Origin of the sequence: endosymbiont of unidentified scaly snail isolate Monju, from assembly GCF_000801295.1 — a bacterium.
Taxonomy (GTDB): Bacteria; Pseudomonadota; Gammaproteobacteria; order Chromatiales; family Chromatiaceae; genus MONJU.
In genome coordinates, this window is the sequence record NZ_AP012978.1 from 1,202,576 (window position 1) to 1,216,044 (window position 13,469).

Annotated in this window: 11 protein-coding genes, 1 tRNA gene, 1 pseudogene and 1 other annotated feature; of the genes and pseudogenes, 8 read left to right on the forward strand and 5 right to left on the reverse strand. The window is 63.1% G+C overall.

Annotation, left to right across the window (positions count from 1 at the left end; translation table 11 throughout):
- Positions 1-22: 22 nt before the first annotated feature.
- The 4 genes from hflD to EBS_RS05690 form a co-directional block, all read right to left on the reverse strand.
- Positions 23-649: a high frequency lysogenization protein HflD gene (gene hflD, locus EBS_RS05675; protein WP_043107730.1), complete on the reverse strand. Its 627-nt coding sequence runs from the start codon at positions 647-649 to the stop codon at positions 23-25.
- Positions 646-1,731 (reverse strand): tRNA 2-thiouridine(34) synthase MnmA, encoded by a 1,086-nt coding sequence (gene mnmA, locus EBS_RS05680; protein ID WP_043107731.1) that lies wholly within the window; start codon positions 1,729-1,731, stop codon positions 646-648. The genes hflD and mnmA overlap by 4 nt, the downstream gene beginning before the upstream one ends.
- On the reverse strand, positions 1,721-2,185 hold the full coding sequence (locus EBS_RS05685; RefSeq protein WP_043107732.1) for an NUDIX domain-containing protein: 465 nt from the start codon (positions 2,183-2,185) through the stop codon (positions 1,721-1,723). The genes mnmA and EBS_RS05685 overlap by 11 nt, the downstream gene beginning before the upstream one ends.
- Positions 2,186-2,265: 80 nt before the next feature.
- Positions 2,266-2,937: a Bax inhibitor-1/YccA family protein gene (locus EBS_RS05690; protein WP_043107733.1), complete on the reverse strand. Its 672-nt coding sequence runs from the start codon at positions 2,935-2,937 to the stop codon at positions 2,266-2,268.
- A gap of 312 nt (positions 2,938-3,249) precedes the next feature.
- Between EBS_RS05690 and EBS_RS13540 the strand changes: the two are divergent.
- Positions 3,250-4,469: pseudogene (locus EBS_RS13540) on the forward strand (IS3 family transposase).
- Positions 3,528-3,644, forward strand: a sequence feature (AL1L pseudoknot). (Overlaps the previous pseudogene by 117 nt.)
- A 77-nt stretch (positions 4,470-4,546) precedes the next feature.
- Positions 4,547-4,636, forward strand: a tRNA-Ser gene (locus tag EBS_RS05705).
- Between the two features lie 65 nt (positions 4,637-4,701).
- Here EBS_RS05705 and EBS_RS05710 read toward each other — a convergent pair.
- Positions 4,702-5,265, reverse strand: a complete 564-nt coding sequence (locus EBS_RS05710) for a cysteine dioxygenase family protein (RefSeq protein WP_043107734.1) — start codon at positions 5,263-5,265, stop codon at positions 4,702-4,704.
- A gap of 551 nt (positions 5,266-5,816) precedes the next feature.
- On the opposite strand from EBS_RS05710, the gene EBS_RS12845 reads away from it, so the two are divergent.
- The 6 genes from EBS_RS12845 to EBS_RS05735 all read left to right on the forward strand — a co-directional run bounded on the left by EBS_RS12845 (position 5,817) and on the right by EBS_RS05735 (position 13,463).
- Positions 5,817-8,069: a putative bifunctional diguanylate cyclase/phosphodiesterase gene (locus EBS_RS12845; RefSeq protein WP_171816195.1), complete on the forward strand. Its 2,253-nt coding sequence runs from the start codon at positions 5,817-5,819 to the stop codon at positions 8,067-8,069.
- An 87-nt stretch (positions 8,070-8,156) separates the two neighbouring features.
- Positions 8,157-10,472 (forward strand): efflux RND transporter permease subunit, encoded by a 2,316-nt coding sequence (locus EBS_RS05720; protein WP_043107735.1) that lies wholly within the window; start codon positions 8,157-8,159, stop codon positions 10,470-10,472.
- Complete coding sequence (locus tag EBS_RS14955) at positions 10,441-10,761, forward strand: outer membrane lipoprotein-sorting protein (RefSeq protein WP_408065676.1); 321 nt, start codon at positions 10,441-10,443, stop codon at positions 10,759-10,761. The genes EBS_RS05720 and EBS_RS14955 overlap by 32 nt, the downstream gene beginning before the upstream one ends.
- A 33-nt stretch (positions 10,762-10,794) precedes the next feature.
- The gene (locus EBS_RS14960; protein ID WP_408065684.1) at positions 10,795-11,226 is read left to right on the forward strand and encodes an outer membrane lipoprotein-sorting protein; all 432 of its coding nucleotides are present in this window, start codon (positions 10,795-10,797) and stop codon (positions 11,224-11,226) included.
- Between the two features lie 3 nt (positions 11,227-11,229).
- Positions 11,230-12,411 (forward strand): hypothetical protein, encoded by a 1,182-nt coding sequence (locus EBS_RS05730; RefSeq protein ID WP_043107736.1) that lies wholly within the window; start codon positions 11,230-11,232, stop codon positions 12,409-12,411.
- Between the two features lie 407 nt (positions 12,412-12,818).
- On the forward strand, positions 12,819-13,463 hold the full coding sequence (locus tag EBS_RS05735) for a response regulator (RefSeq protein ID WP_043107737.1): 645 nt from the start codon (positions 12,819-12,821) through the stop codon (positions 13,461-13,463).
- Positions 13,464-13,469: the final 6 nt, after the last annotated feature.

A 13,469-nucleotide genomic window follows, 5' to 3' on the forward strand; every position in this document is an offset into this window, starting at 1 on the left:
CTGCGCCGGATCGGGCTTTTTGTCACCCTGTTCCTTGCAGCAGGGAGCGCGCCGTATCCGCCAGGCGACGCCGTCCCAGCAGGACTTGCCAGCGTTTGCCGCCACACTGACGCCAGAGCACGACAGCGCGCAGCCCGGCGAGCAGGCAGGCCCGGATGTCGTCGGCGATCGTCGGGTTCTGCAGGTACAGGGGTTCTCCCTTGACCAGGATGGGCGGCGGCACCGGGCTGATATGGCGCTGGTAGAGGCGGGCGAGCTGGGCGTGAAGGGGAAAGTCCGGCAGGTCGAAATGTACCTGTTTTTCTTCCAGCTGTTCCAGGTCGTGGCCGAGCTCGGCGAGCCGTTCCCGGTCACGGCTCAGCTTGTCGCCATGGTGCAGCAGGCCGATCACGTAGCGCGCGATCTCCAGATCACGCGAGGCCGGCGATTCGAGCTGTTCGAGCAGGGTCAGCAGGCCCAGGCGCACACCGGCAAGGTTGCCGAACACCGCTTCGGTGCTCTCGGGCTCGAAGGCAAACAGCGAGCCGATGCTGGCCGCCATGGCCTGCTCGTCGGCGCGACCGTGACGCGCCAGGTCGCGCACCAGGCGGGCGGCCTGGAAGACCCCGGCCAGGGCAAGGGTGCGCTCGTTGTCGTCGTGGCGGCTCATCGGATGATGCCTCCGCCCAGGCAGGTGTCGTCCAGGTAGAACACCACCGACTGCCCGGGGGTGATGGCGCGCTGGGGCTCGGCAAAGCGCACCTGCGCCAGCTCACCGTCGAGGGTGACCTCGCAGGTCTGCAGGGGCTGGCGATGACGACAGCGCGCACGACAGGTGAATTGCGCGGCCGGTGGCTGTCCCGCCACCCAATGGAGCTGCTCGGCGGTGAGATCCCGCTGCAGCAGGGCAGGGTGGTCGTGACCTTGCACCACGCGCAGCACGTTACGCTCGAGATCCTTGGCGGCCACGAACCAGGGCCGGTTGTCGCCATCGGCGCGTCCACCGATGCCCAGGCCCTGGCGTTGCCCGATGGTGTAGTACATCAGGCCCTGATGGCGGCCGATCACCTCGCCCTCGAGCGTCTCGATGTCGCCGGGCTGCGCGGGCAGGTATTGCGCCAGGAAGTCACGGAAGCGGCGCTCGCCGATGAAGCAGATGCCGGTGCTGTCCTTCTTGCGGAAGTTGGCAAAACCGGCCTGCTCGGCGATCTGCCGCACTGCAGGCTTGGGCAGATCGTGCAACGGGAACAGGGCGTGCTGGAGGGCATGCTGCCCCAGCATGTAAAGGAAATAGGTCTGGTCCTTGTTTTCGTCGGTGGCGCGTACCAGTTCGCAGCGGCCACCGGGCAGGCGGCGGATGCCCGCGTAATGACCAGTGGCGATGTAATCGGCACCCAGGTCGAGGGCATGCTCGAGAAAGGCCTTGAACTTGATCTCGCGGTTGCACAGCACGTCGGGATTGGGTGTGCGCCCGGCACGGTATTCGGAGAGAAAGTGCGCGAATACCCGGTCCCAGTACTCGGCCGAGAAGTTGACCGTCAGCAGCTCGATGCCCAGGCGTTCGGCGACCTGTTGTGCGTCGGCAAGGTCTTCGGCGGCCGAGCAGTATTCCTCTGTGTCGTCCTCTTCCCAGTTCTTCATGAACAGGCCGGTGACCCGGTAGCCGGACTCGAGCAGACGCAGGGCGGCCACCGAGGAATCGACCCCACCGGAGAGACCGACGATCACGTGTGCACCTGCCTCAGTCGTCATCGCTGCTCTCCAGGTCGTGCAGCAAGTCCAGCGGATGGGCGATTCCCCGCTCGGCGTCGCGCACGCATTGCATCACCAGGGGGCTGCGCAGAGGCAGGCGGCCAGAGGCCAGTTCGTCTGCCTCCGCCCAGCGCAGGTCCAGGATGGCCGGGTCGCGGACCTGGCCGACGATCTCGCCGTCGGTCTCGCCGAGAAAACAGAAGCGCAGATAGGTGTCGCCATCCGCGCTGGTCTGCCAGCGGTAGATGCCGAGCAGGGCAGTGGGGCGAAAGGCCAGGCGGGTCTCCTCGCGAACCTCGCGAATCACCGCATCGTGCAGGGACTCGCCGGGCTCCAGGTGTCCGGCCGGCTGGTTGTATACCGGCGCGCCGTCGGGTGCCTCCTCGACCAGCAGGTGACGACCAGCCGAGTCGCGGATGACGGCGGCGACAGTGACGCGGGGGCTCCATCTCATGAGCACATTCTACTCGTCGGCAGGAAGCAGAAACAGAAACCCCGGCACGAGGCCGGGGTTTGCAGGCAGGACGGGGAGAATTACTCGTCGCTGCCGAAGATACCGAGGATCTGCAACAGGCTGATGAAGATGTTGAAGATGGTCAGGTACAGGCCGTAGGTGGCCATGATGTAGTTGGTCTCGCCGCCACGCACGATGCGCGCGGTGTCGAACAGGATGAAGCCGCTCATCACCAGGATCACGCCGGCGGAGACGGCCAGGGCCAATGCCGGCAACTCCAGGAAGATGTTGGCGACCATGGCCACCACCAGCACCATCATGCCGGCGAACAGGAAACCGCCGAGGAAGCTGAAGTCGCGCTTGCTGGTCAGGGCGTAACCCGACAGGCCGAGGAAGATCACCCCGGTGCCACCAAAGGCGGTGGCGATGATCTGCGGGCCGTTCGGCAGCGCCAGGTACATCGACAGGATCGGCCCCAGGCCGAAGCCCAGCAGGCCGGTAATGAGGAAGATCACGCCGATGCCGGCAGCCGAGTTGGCGGTGCGCGGCAGTACGAAGATGCCCAGCACCATCGAGGCGATCACCGAGACCATGTAGGCGATCGGCGGCACGTTCAGGCTGATCGACACCCCCGCCATCAGGGCGCTGAAAAACAGCGTTGCCGACAGCAGCAGATAGGTGTTCTTGAGAACCTTGTTGATCGAGCCCGCCTGTGTGGCGGTGCTGGAAACAACGGTTTGATAGCGATTCATGGTGTCATTGCCCTCCCGAGGCATCAGGAAACCGAAATCCTGGCAAGTATGAGATCCCGCGCTGGGGTCTAAGTTCGCTCCAGCATACCGAAAAAGGCGCCATGGTCAATGCGACAGGGTGTGCCAAAGACGGTTATTTTACGGGGGATTTCCGGTATATTGCCGGCCTCTGTCGTCGGCGCCTGGGTCGGTTTGACGCCGGGAAGACTCCGAGTCAAGCTCCTCCCCGTATGTGGGGGGAATGCAAAACTTTTTCAGGGGTGAACCGCCCCGGGTTTCCCGGAGACTCCATTTCTTGAGAGGATAGAGTCTATGGATACGAGCAAGAGATATTCCCCTGAGGTCCGGGAACGGGCGGTTCGCATGGTGTTTGATCATCAGGGCGAGCATGATTCCCAATGGGCGGCGATGACCTCCATCGCGGCCAAGATCGGCTGTACGCCGGAGACGCTGCGCAAATGGGTGAGACAGGCCGAGCGTGATCAAGGACTGCGCGAGGGTCTGACGACGTCGGAGCGCGAGCGGCTCAAGGCCTTGGAACGGGAGAACCGGGAGCTGAGGCGGGCCAACGAGATTCTGAAGACGGCGTCGGCTTTTTTTGCCCAGGCGGAGCTCGACCGCAAACTGAAGAGATGATCGCGTACATCGACGATCACAGGGATCGTTACGGGGTCGAGCCGATCTGCGCGGTGCTGCCGATCGCCCCGTCCACCTACTATGAGCACAAGGCCCGTGAGGCCGATCCACAGCGACTGCCGCGGCGATTGCAGCGGGATCGCGCCCTGTCAGACGAGATTCGACGGATCTGGGAAGAGAACTTCCAGGTGTACGGTGCCAGGAAGGTATGGCGGCAGCTCAACCGGGAAAGCATCGAGGTAGCCCGCTGCACGGTGGAACGCCTGATGCGTGTCATGGGGTTGCGGGGTGTGGTGTGAGGCCGCCGTTGCCGGACAACGATCGGCGACACGACGGCGGAACGACCACTGGACCGGGTGAAGCGGCAGTTTACTGCCACCCGCCCGAATCAGTTGTGGGTGGCGGACATTACCTACGTGGCGACTTGGACAGGGTTTGTCTATGTGGCGTTTGTCGTGGACGTCTATGCCCGACGGATCGTGGGCTGGCGTGTCTCCCGGTCGCTGAAGACCGACCTGGTGCTGGATGCGCTGGAGCAGGCGCTATGGTCGCGCCAGGACACAGAGGGCCTGGTGCACCACAGTGACCGAGGCTGTCAGTACCTGTCGGTGCGCTACACGGAGCGCCTGGCCGGGGCCGGCATTGATGCCTCGGTCGGTAGCCGAGGGGACTCCTATGACAACGCTCTGGCAGAGACGATCAACGGTCTGTACAAGGCCGAGGTTATCTACCGGCGAGGCCCCTGGAAGCATAGGGAGGCGGTCGAATATGCCACTTTGGAGTGGGTGGACTGGTTCAACCACCGGCGGCTGCTGGAGCCTATTGGCAACGTGCCACCGGCGGAGTTGGAAGCGGCGTATTATCGCCAACAGAAAGAGTCTGCCAAGGCGGCCTGACTCAAACAAAACAGTCTCCGGAATATCCGGGGCGGTTCAGGGGTTTTCCAGAACCGGGCGCGATGGACAGGCAATCCGGAGAGGTGGCAGAGCGGTTGAATGCAACGGTCTTGAAAACCGTCGAGGGTTGACGCCCTCCGTGGGTTCGAATCCCACCCTCTCCGCCAACACACGAAGGCCCCCGGCAGGGGGCTTTGTCGTGTCAGGAGAGGATCGGAGAGATTTTCTCGTCTCAAACCTGAGCGTTCGAGTAGCCGGAGACAAACACGGTTTCTTTTCCTGTCACGGGATCGAAGCGGTGGCGTTGGATATGACCGATGTCGGCGCCGTAGAGGTGAATGCTGATCGATACCTGGTCGGGCAGGGCATTGGCCACGCGGTGAATGTCGCCGAGGATGGGGGAGATCCAGTTGATGTCGCCGGGATGAAGGGTTTCGGTGTCTTCCAGGAGCAGCAGACCCGTAGCCGGATCACGGGAGAAGCGTTCACTGGTCTCGGCGCCGCACAACACTCCCACCATGCCCCAGACGGTGTGGTCGTGGATCGGGGTACGCTGTCCCGGACCCCAGATGAAGCTGACCACTGAAAAGCGTTTCTCCGGATCGCAGTACAGGAGGTACTGGCAATAGCCATCAGGGCTCGGTCGGGCGAAGGCATCGAGCAGCCAGTCGTCATGGGCGATCAGCGTGCGCAGCAAGGGGGCGCCCCCGACAAGCAGGGCAGCCTCGTCGTTGCCCGCGGATGTCACCAGGTGGCTGAAGTCTTGCAGGAAACGACGGAGGCGCATCGTGTTCATTGGTCAATCTCTCGGGTAGGGCGGCAGGTATTCCGGCATGTCCCCGGTCTCGAGCACCTTGCATGAAGCGTCTGCGACGGCGGCACCATGCCTTCATGACACGAAGGCGGCCGGTGCCGATCGGGTGGGTAAGCGTGTCTGGCGGACGCCGCTAGCAGCGTCCCCCTGGAAATCGGCATCGACAAGGGAATCCCTGATGATCAATCCCCTCTCCCGCTTGCGGGGGAGGGGATTGGCGCACTTCTACCTCTTGGTTCGCCCGACCGGGATTCCTGGTTTGCCCATTTCAAATAACTTAAGGGATTCGATGTGCAAAAATGCGCGGCGCTGCTCGGGTATGTCGGGGTCCAACCGGATGGTCGTACTGGGCGGCACCACGCCATTTTCTTATCACACCATAAAGAAATTACCGGGAAGAACGTCTATCGCGGGCTAAACTTTGGCGCGATAGTGTGTCCAATACACGACACCATACGACACAACGGCAGCTGCCCCTGTTTTCCGAGGTGCCCCAATGACTCCCTGTCATGCCCGCTATGACAAGAAGGGTGATGCGTAGGTTCCCTGACAGGGGACTGGTGCCCCTGCTGTTGCTGACAGTGCTCGCCGGGCTGCTGGTGCTTTGGGTTATTCAGAACCGGTACCAGGATTTCGTCACCTATCAGGCAAACCTGGCAAAGAATCACGTCACCTCGGTTGCGCAGGAGGTCCAACTCTATCTGAAGGACCGTCGGCACGTCGCCAGGCTCTTCATCCAGGAGCAGGGTGAGTTGCTGAGCCGGCTGGTGGTGCACCCCGATGATCGCGCCTTGCGCAAGCGGCTGGCGAAACGCGTCCGCGACTATTTCCCGACCATGCACAGTTTCAATCTGGGAGATCCGTGGGGCGACGTGTTGCTGGGCGACGAAGCGCAAGACGTGGGCGAGGCCTGCCGAGCTGATATTTCGTACTACGCCCAGCATCGCCAGCCGGGCGAGGTCTATATCCACGATGACTCATTGGGTCCGCACATCGACATCCTGGGCAGTGCGCTGCCGGGTGAGAACGGGCAGGCACATGTCTTTTTCGTGAGCATCGATGCCGAGGGCATCGAAACCCTTCTGGCGCGCACTGTGGCCCCGGATCACGAGTTGCTCTTGCTGCGTTCTGACCGGCCAGGCCGGGTGGAACTGACCTCCGGCCATGGGCACTGGCAGCGAGGTGATGTGCTGGACGATACGGCGCGCGGACGCATCCTGCATGCCATCGATATCCCGGGGACCGGCTGGAAGCTGGCAGACATGGTCTCCCCCGGGCTGTTCTCTTCGCATCGCGAGGCTCTGTGCCGTGATGCGGCGGCCGTGTTTGCCTTCTTCCTGGTGATGGCCATCCTGTTGATGGCCCGGGTATACCGGGAAGAGGGCAGAAGGCTTGTCGCGGAGCAGGCCCTGGCTCGCCTCAATCGTGATCTCGATCGCCAGGTCAGGGCAAGGACCCGCGAACTGGAGGCCAGTCGGCGCCAGTTGATCTATCAGGCGACGCACGATGCCCTGACCGGCCTGATCAACCGGCGCGAGTTCGAGCAGCGACTGCACGCGGTGATCGAAAGGGCGAAACGGGGTGAGAGCCGGGGGTGCCTGCTCTACCTCGACCTCAACCAGTTCAAGGTGGTGAATGATACGGCGGGCCACACAGCGGGTGACGAGCTGTTGCGTCAGGTCGCGCGTCTCATGCAAGGCGTGGTTGGCGAGGAACACACGCTGGCCCGGCTGGGCGGGGACGAGTTCGGGGTAATCCTGGAAAACGTGGACCGCGAGGAGGTCCTTGGCCTGACCCGTTCCTTGCGCGCCGCCATTCGTGGGTACCATTTCCAGTGGGAAGCGCGTCTGTACCAGATCGGCATCAGCATCGGTGGTGTGCTGCTGGACGAGAAATCCGGTGATACGGTCCAGGTGATGAGCCGTGCCGATGCCGCCTGTTATGAAAGCAAGGAATGCGGCGCGGGCGAGGCCTATATCGCCGACGTCAGCTCGCCCGAGCTGGATGCGCGCCAGCGCATCATGTGGCGGCACAGCGATATCGTGAATGCCGGGCGGGAAGGCCGCCTGCTGCTGTTCTTGCAGCCCATCGTGGCCCTTTCCGGCCCGTCGGTGGAGTGGTACGAATGCCTGTTACGCTTGCGCGACCGGGACGGACAATTGATTCCGCCCGGCGAGTTCATTCATGCCGCCGAGCGCTACGGTGGCATGACCGACCTGGACCTCTGGGTGTTCGATCAGGCCATCGAGCTGTTGTCCAGCAATGCCGATCTTCATCTCAATATCAATTTTTCCGGGCAGACTCTCGGCGACACCCGGATACAGGGGCGCGTGCTCGATCGACTCAAGGCCTTCGGCCAGATCGGCGGGAGGCTCTGTATCGAGATCACCGAGACGGCCATGGTGCACAATCTCAGCCGAGCTCAGGAATTCATGCAGCAACTGCATCTCAAGGGAGTGCGACTGGCGCTCGATGATTTTGGCAGCGGCATCTCTTCGTTCAGTTATCTGAAGGTGCTCCCCGTGGACTATGTCAAACTGGACGGCTCGCTGGTGATCGATATCGCCGAGGATGGTGGTGCCTATACCATCGTCGATTCCATCGACGCCATGGTGCGGACGCTGGGCAAGCAGACCATTGCGGAGTACGTCGAGAATGCTGCGGTGGAAAGGGCGCTGCGAGAAATCGGCGTGGAGTTGGCACAGGGCTTCTACTACGCGCGGCCATTGCCGGCCGACGGAGTATTGGCCAAACGGGCCAGAATGGGCAACGGGCTCGAAGTGTAGCGATTCGGGCTGCGGCCTGGCGGCTTGTGATTGCCGCGGGTTGTCGTCATGCTGGCCGCTGCGGTTGTTTCAAGGACAGAATCTCCCATGACTGGTACAGACCTGTTCGAGCCGATCCTGTGCAGGCCTTGGCGCGCCATACTGGCATCGCTGCTCGGGATCGTGCTGCTTGGTGCCGGTATTCCCCGGCTGACTTTCAGCAACGATTACCGCATGTTCTTCGGAGAGGACAACGTCCATCTCCGTGCCTTCGAGCAACTCCAGAACACCTACACCAAGGACGACACGGTGCTGTTCGTGGTCGCCCCACGCGACGGCCGGGTGTTCAGCCGGCGGGTGCTCGACGACCTGGTCTGGCTGACCGAGCAGGCCTGGCAGACGCCCTATTCGATCCGAGTCGATTCGATCACCAACTTCCAGCACACCGAGGCAGAAGGCGACGACCTGCGCGTGGCCGACCTGGTCGAAGCCCCGGCAGGGATGGTCGATGCCGAGCTGGCGCGAGTACGTCAGATCGCGCTGACCGAGCCCCTGCTGCGCAACCGCCTGATCTCGCCGGATGCGCGCGTGACCGGCGTCAACGTCACCATCCAGCTGCCGGGCGAGGCGGTGGACGAGCCGGTGGAGGTAATGCGCTTTGCACGGGAGCTAAAGGCGCGCCTGCTGGCGCGCGATCCCGATCTCGAGGTCTATCTCACGGGCGTCCTGCCGCTGAATGCCGCCTTTGCCGAGGCCTCGCAGCACGATATGAAGACCCTGTATCCGGCCATGTTCGCTGTCATTATGGTTGTGCTGGCACTGATGCTGCGTTCCCTGGTATCGATGCTGGCGGTCATGGGAGTGATCGCGTTGACGGTGATCGGCACCCTGGGTGCGGCCGGCTGGCTGGATTTCAAGCTCAGCCCGCCGACGGTCAGTGTGCCCATCATGGTCATGACCCTGGCGGTGGCCGATTGTGTGCACATCCTGGTGAATTTCCTGCACGAGCGGCACGAGGGGGTGGAGCGACGTGAGGCGATGCGCCAGTCGCTGCGCATCAACCTCGCTCCCGTGTTCCTCACCACCCTGACCACGGCCATCGGCTATCTCAGTCTCAACTTCAGCAAGGTGCCACCGTTTCGTGACCTCGGCAACATGGCGGCCATGGGCGTCGGCATCGCTCTGGTGCTGGCGCTGGTGTTCCTGCCCGCGGTGATGCAGCTGCTGCCGGTACGGGCGGCGCGCCAGGATGCAGCCTCCAGCCGGCTCATGGAGCGCCTGGCAGATTTTGTGATCGCCCGCCGACAGGCCCTGTTCTGGGGCATGAGCCTGGTCGTGGTGGTGCTGGTGGCACAGGTGCCGCGCAATGAGCTCAACGACGAGTTCGTCAAGTATTTCGACGAGAGCATCCCGTTCCGCCAGGCCGCCGAGTTTGCCACCGAGCACCTCACCGGGATCTATCGCATCCAGTACTCGGTGCCCGCGCGCGACGAGGGTGGGGTGGCCGATCCCGACTACCTGCGTCATCTCGAGGCCTTTGCCCAGTGGTATCGGCAACAGCCCGAGGTACTGCACGTCAACGTGCTGACCGACACCATGAAACGGCTCAACAAGAGCATGCACGGCGATGACCCGGCCCGGTACCGACTGCCCGATCGCCGCGACCTGGCCGCGCAATACCTGTTGCTCTACGAGTTCTCGCTGCCCTTCGGCCTGGATCTCAACAACCAGATCAACGTCAGGAAGTCTGCCAGCCGCATGACCGTGACCCTGCGCAATGTCTCGTCCAACGAACTACTGGCGCTGGAGCGGCGTGCTGCCGAGTGGATGCGGGACAACCTGCCTGCGCACATGCAGGCAGTGGGTTCCAGCCCGGCGGTGATGTTCTCGCACATCGGGGCGACCAATATCCGCTTCATGCTCGAGGGCACGGTCGTGGCCCTGGTGCTGATCTCGCTGATCCTGGTCGGCGCCTTCCGATCGTTGCGCCTGGGTCTGCTCAGCCTGGTGCCGAACATGGTGCCCATGGGCATGGCTTTCGGGGTCTGGGGGCTGTTCGTCGGTCAGGTGGGTCTGGCGATGTCGGTGGTCAGCGGCATGACCCTGGGCATCGTGGTGGACGACACCGTACACTTCATGAGCAAATACCTGCGGGCGCGCCGCGAGCAGGGCCTGGACGGTCCGGCCGCGGTGCGTTATGCGTTCTCGACCGTAGGCAAGGCCCTGTGGGTGACCACCCTGGGGCTGGCGCTGGGGTTCATGGTGCTGGCCTTCTCGGGATTCGAACTGAACTCCGGCATGGGTATCCTCACTACCCTGACCATCGTCCTGGCCCTGGTTGCCGATTTCCTTTACCTGCCCGTGCTGTTGCTCAAGTTTGGAGACTCACCCGATGCCACGCCTCATACTGTTGATCCTGCTTGAACTGTTCGGCCTCGTCGCCATGGTGCGGGCGGAGACGCCCGCGGAGAAGGGCCTGGCCATCGCCCGCGAGGCCGACCGGCGCGACACCGGTTTCCACGACTACAGCGCACGCCTGAGCATGTTGTTGCGCAACCGGCATGGTGAGGAGAGCCGGCGCGAGATGCACAGCAAGGTGCTTGAGGTGGAGAACGATGGCGACAAGACCCTGATCGTGTTCGACTCGCCCCGCGACGTGAAGGGCACGGCACTGCTCAGCTTCACTCACAAGGACCGCCCGGACGACCAGTGACTCTACCTGCCGGCACTCAAGCGGGTCAAGCGGATCGCCTCGCGCAACAAGTCCGGCCCCTTCATGGGCAGCGAGTTCGCCTACGAGGACATCGGCTCGCAGGAGGTCGAGAAATACACCTACCGTTACCTGCGTGACGAGACCCTCGACGATCTGCCGATGTTTGTCATCGAACGCTACCCGGTGGACCGCTATTCCGGTTACAGGCGCCAGGTCGCCTGGATCGACCAGCAGGAATACCGACCCTTCCGCGTGGACTACTACGACCGCAAGGACCAGTTGCTCAAGACCCTGACCTACAAGGGCTACCAGCAGTACCTGGGGCAGTACTGGCGGCCGCGAGAGATGATCATGCAGAACCACCAGACCGGCAAGAGCACCCTGCTGAGCTGGACCGAGTACCGCTTCCGGGGCGGGCTGGAGGAGCGCGATTTCACCCGCAATGCGCTCAAGCGCGCACGCTGACCGATGGTCCGCTGGTGGCCTTGTGTCTGCCTGCTGGGCCTGCTCGGATCGGCGTCCGCGGTCGAGAGCGATTTCAAGGGCCAGGTCGATACCGAGCTGCGACTGTTCTCCCATGCCGGGACGTCGCGACAGCACAGTCTGTATCCTTCGCTGGCCCTGCAGGGGGAGTGGTACCGCGCCTGGGGTGACGACAGCCTGACCTTCACGCCTTTCTACCGTTGGGATGCCCGTGACGGCGAACGCACCCATTTCGACATCCGCGAACTGAGCTATGTCCATGTCGGCGAAGGCTGGGAACTGGAGGCCGGCATTGGCAAGGTATTCTGGGGCGTGACCGAGGTGGCGCACCTGGTGGACATTGTCAACCAGACCGATCTGGTCGAAAATATCGACGGCGAGCAGAAACTGGGTCAGCCCCTGCTGCGTCTCTCGTTCGAGAACGACTGGGGCACTGTCGACCTGTTCGCCATGACCGGCTTTCGCGAGCACACCTATCCCGGGGCTGGCGGCCGTCTGGGGGCGGGACTGCGAGTGGCCACCGAGCGAGCACGCTTCGTCGATGGGCGTGATACCTGGAGCCCGGATTTCGCGGTGCGTTGGTCGCACTATGTCGGCGACTGGGACATCGGCCTGTCACATTTCCATGGCACCGCGCGCGAGCCCCGGCTGCAACCCGGCCTCGACGGTTTCGGCCGGCCCGTACTGATTCCCCTCTATGGCCGTATCGACCAGACCGGACTGGACTTGCAGGCCACCAGGGGCGATTGGTTGTGGAAACTCGAACTGATCCGCCGCAGCGGCCAGGGTGGGCGCTTCATTGCCGCCGATTTCGGTTTCGAGTACACCCGGGTGGGAGTGGCGGATACCGCTGCCGACCTCGGTTGGCTGGTCGAGGTGCTGTACGATGATCGCGGCGACGCCGCGTCCACGCCCTTCAATCACGACCTGTTCCTGGGGCTGCGCTGGACCGCGAACGACGAGCCGGGTAGCGAGCTGCTGGCCGGCGTGGTGCGTGACTGGCACACGGGCGGTGGTCTGCTCAGCGTGGAGGCCAGCCGACGCCTGGGAAATGCCTCGAAGCTCGCCGTGCAGGCCCGGGCCTGGTTCGCCACAGGCAGCGATCCACTGCTGTTCCCGTTGCGGGACGAAGACTACCTGGAGGTTCGCCTGTCCCGTTATTTCTAGTCCGAATATTTTACCGGCCAAGCAATGTTGGAAGTCCAGGATGCTGAATGGTCGCGCAAAGATGGCCAAAAGGGGCGCCAGCCGTCGGTTGCCGTTTGTACCCCGCGTTGCGCTATCCCGATTCCGGCGGTTTCTCGCTCGCTGTGGCCTGGTTTTCACTCAAAAATGATGGCGCAGCTCGACTTTCGCTCCAAACCGGCGCCACTACGGCTGCGAATTCTGCCGGTTTTCGGGATGCCGATGAAACATCCGGGCTGGCAGAGCGATGGCTCCCGGAGTGTTGCCAGCAAGCGACATGCGAAGCCCTTGCAGGGCTCTGCGCCTGTCGGGGGGGCTTCGGTGACGTGCTACCATCCCTTGTAATAACAGAAATAAAAGGCGACTCCAGTCGCCCTGGTTGGTAAATCATGATCCGTCTGCTGCTGGTCGATGACCACGCGCTGTTCCGTTCCGGTATCCGGAGCGTGCTCGACAGCGCGCATGACATAAAAGTGGTTCACGAGGCCTCGAGCGGCGAGGAGGCCGTCGCTTTCGTGCGTTGCTCGCCGCCGGATATCGTGCTGATGGACGTCAACATGCCGGGCATCGGCGGTATCGAGGCGACGCGCAAGATCGTCCACGTGGCGCCCGAGGCCCGAGTGATCGCGGTCACGGCGCTCAGCGGTGACCCCTTTCCCAACCAGCTGCTGGATGCCGGGGCCATGGGCTATCTCTCCAAGGGCTGTGATGCCGAGGAACTGTTCAAGGCGATCCGCACGGTTGCGCAGGGCCGCCACTACCTCTCCAACGAGGTGGCTCAAAAGCTGGCCTTGGGCAAGATGGCCAATCCGGTCGAGGAGTCGCCGCTGGGGCTGCTGTCGCCACGCGAGATGCAGGTCATGCTGATGGTGGTCAAGGGGCAGGGCAACCAGGAGATCTCCGATGCCCTGTTCCTCAGCCCCAAGACCGTCTCCACCTACAAGCGCCGCCTGTACGAGAAGCTCAACGTGAGCAACGACGTGGAACTCACGCACCTGGCCATCCGTCACAAGATCATTGATCCGACCACCTGAAATGCC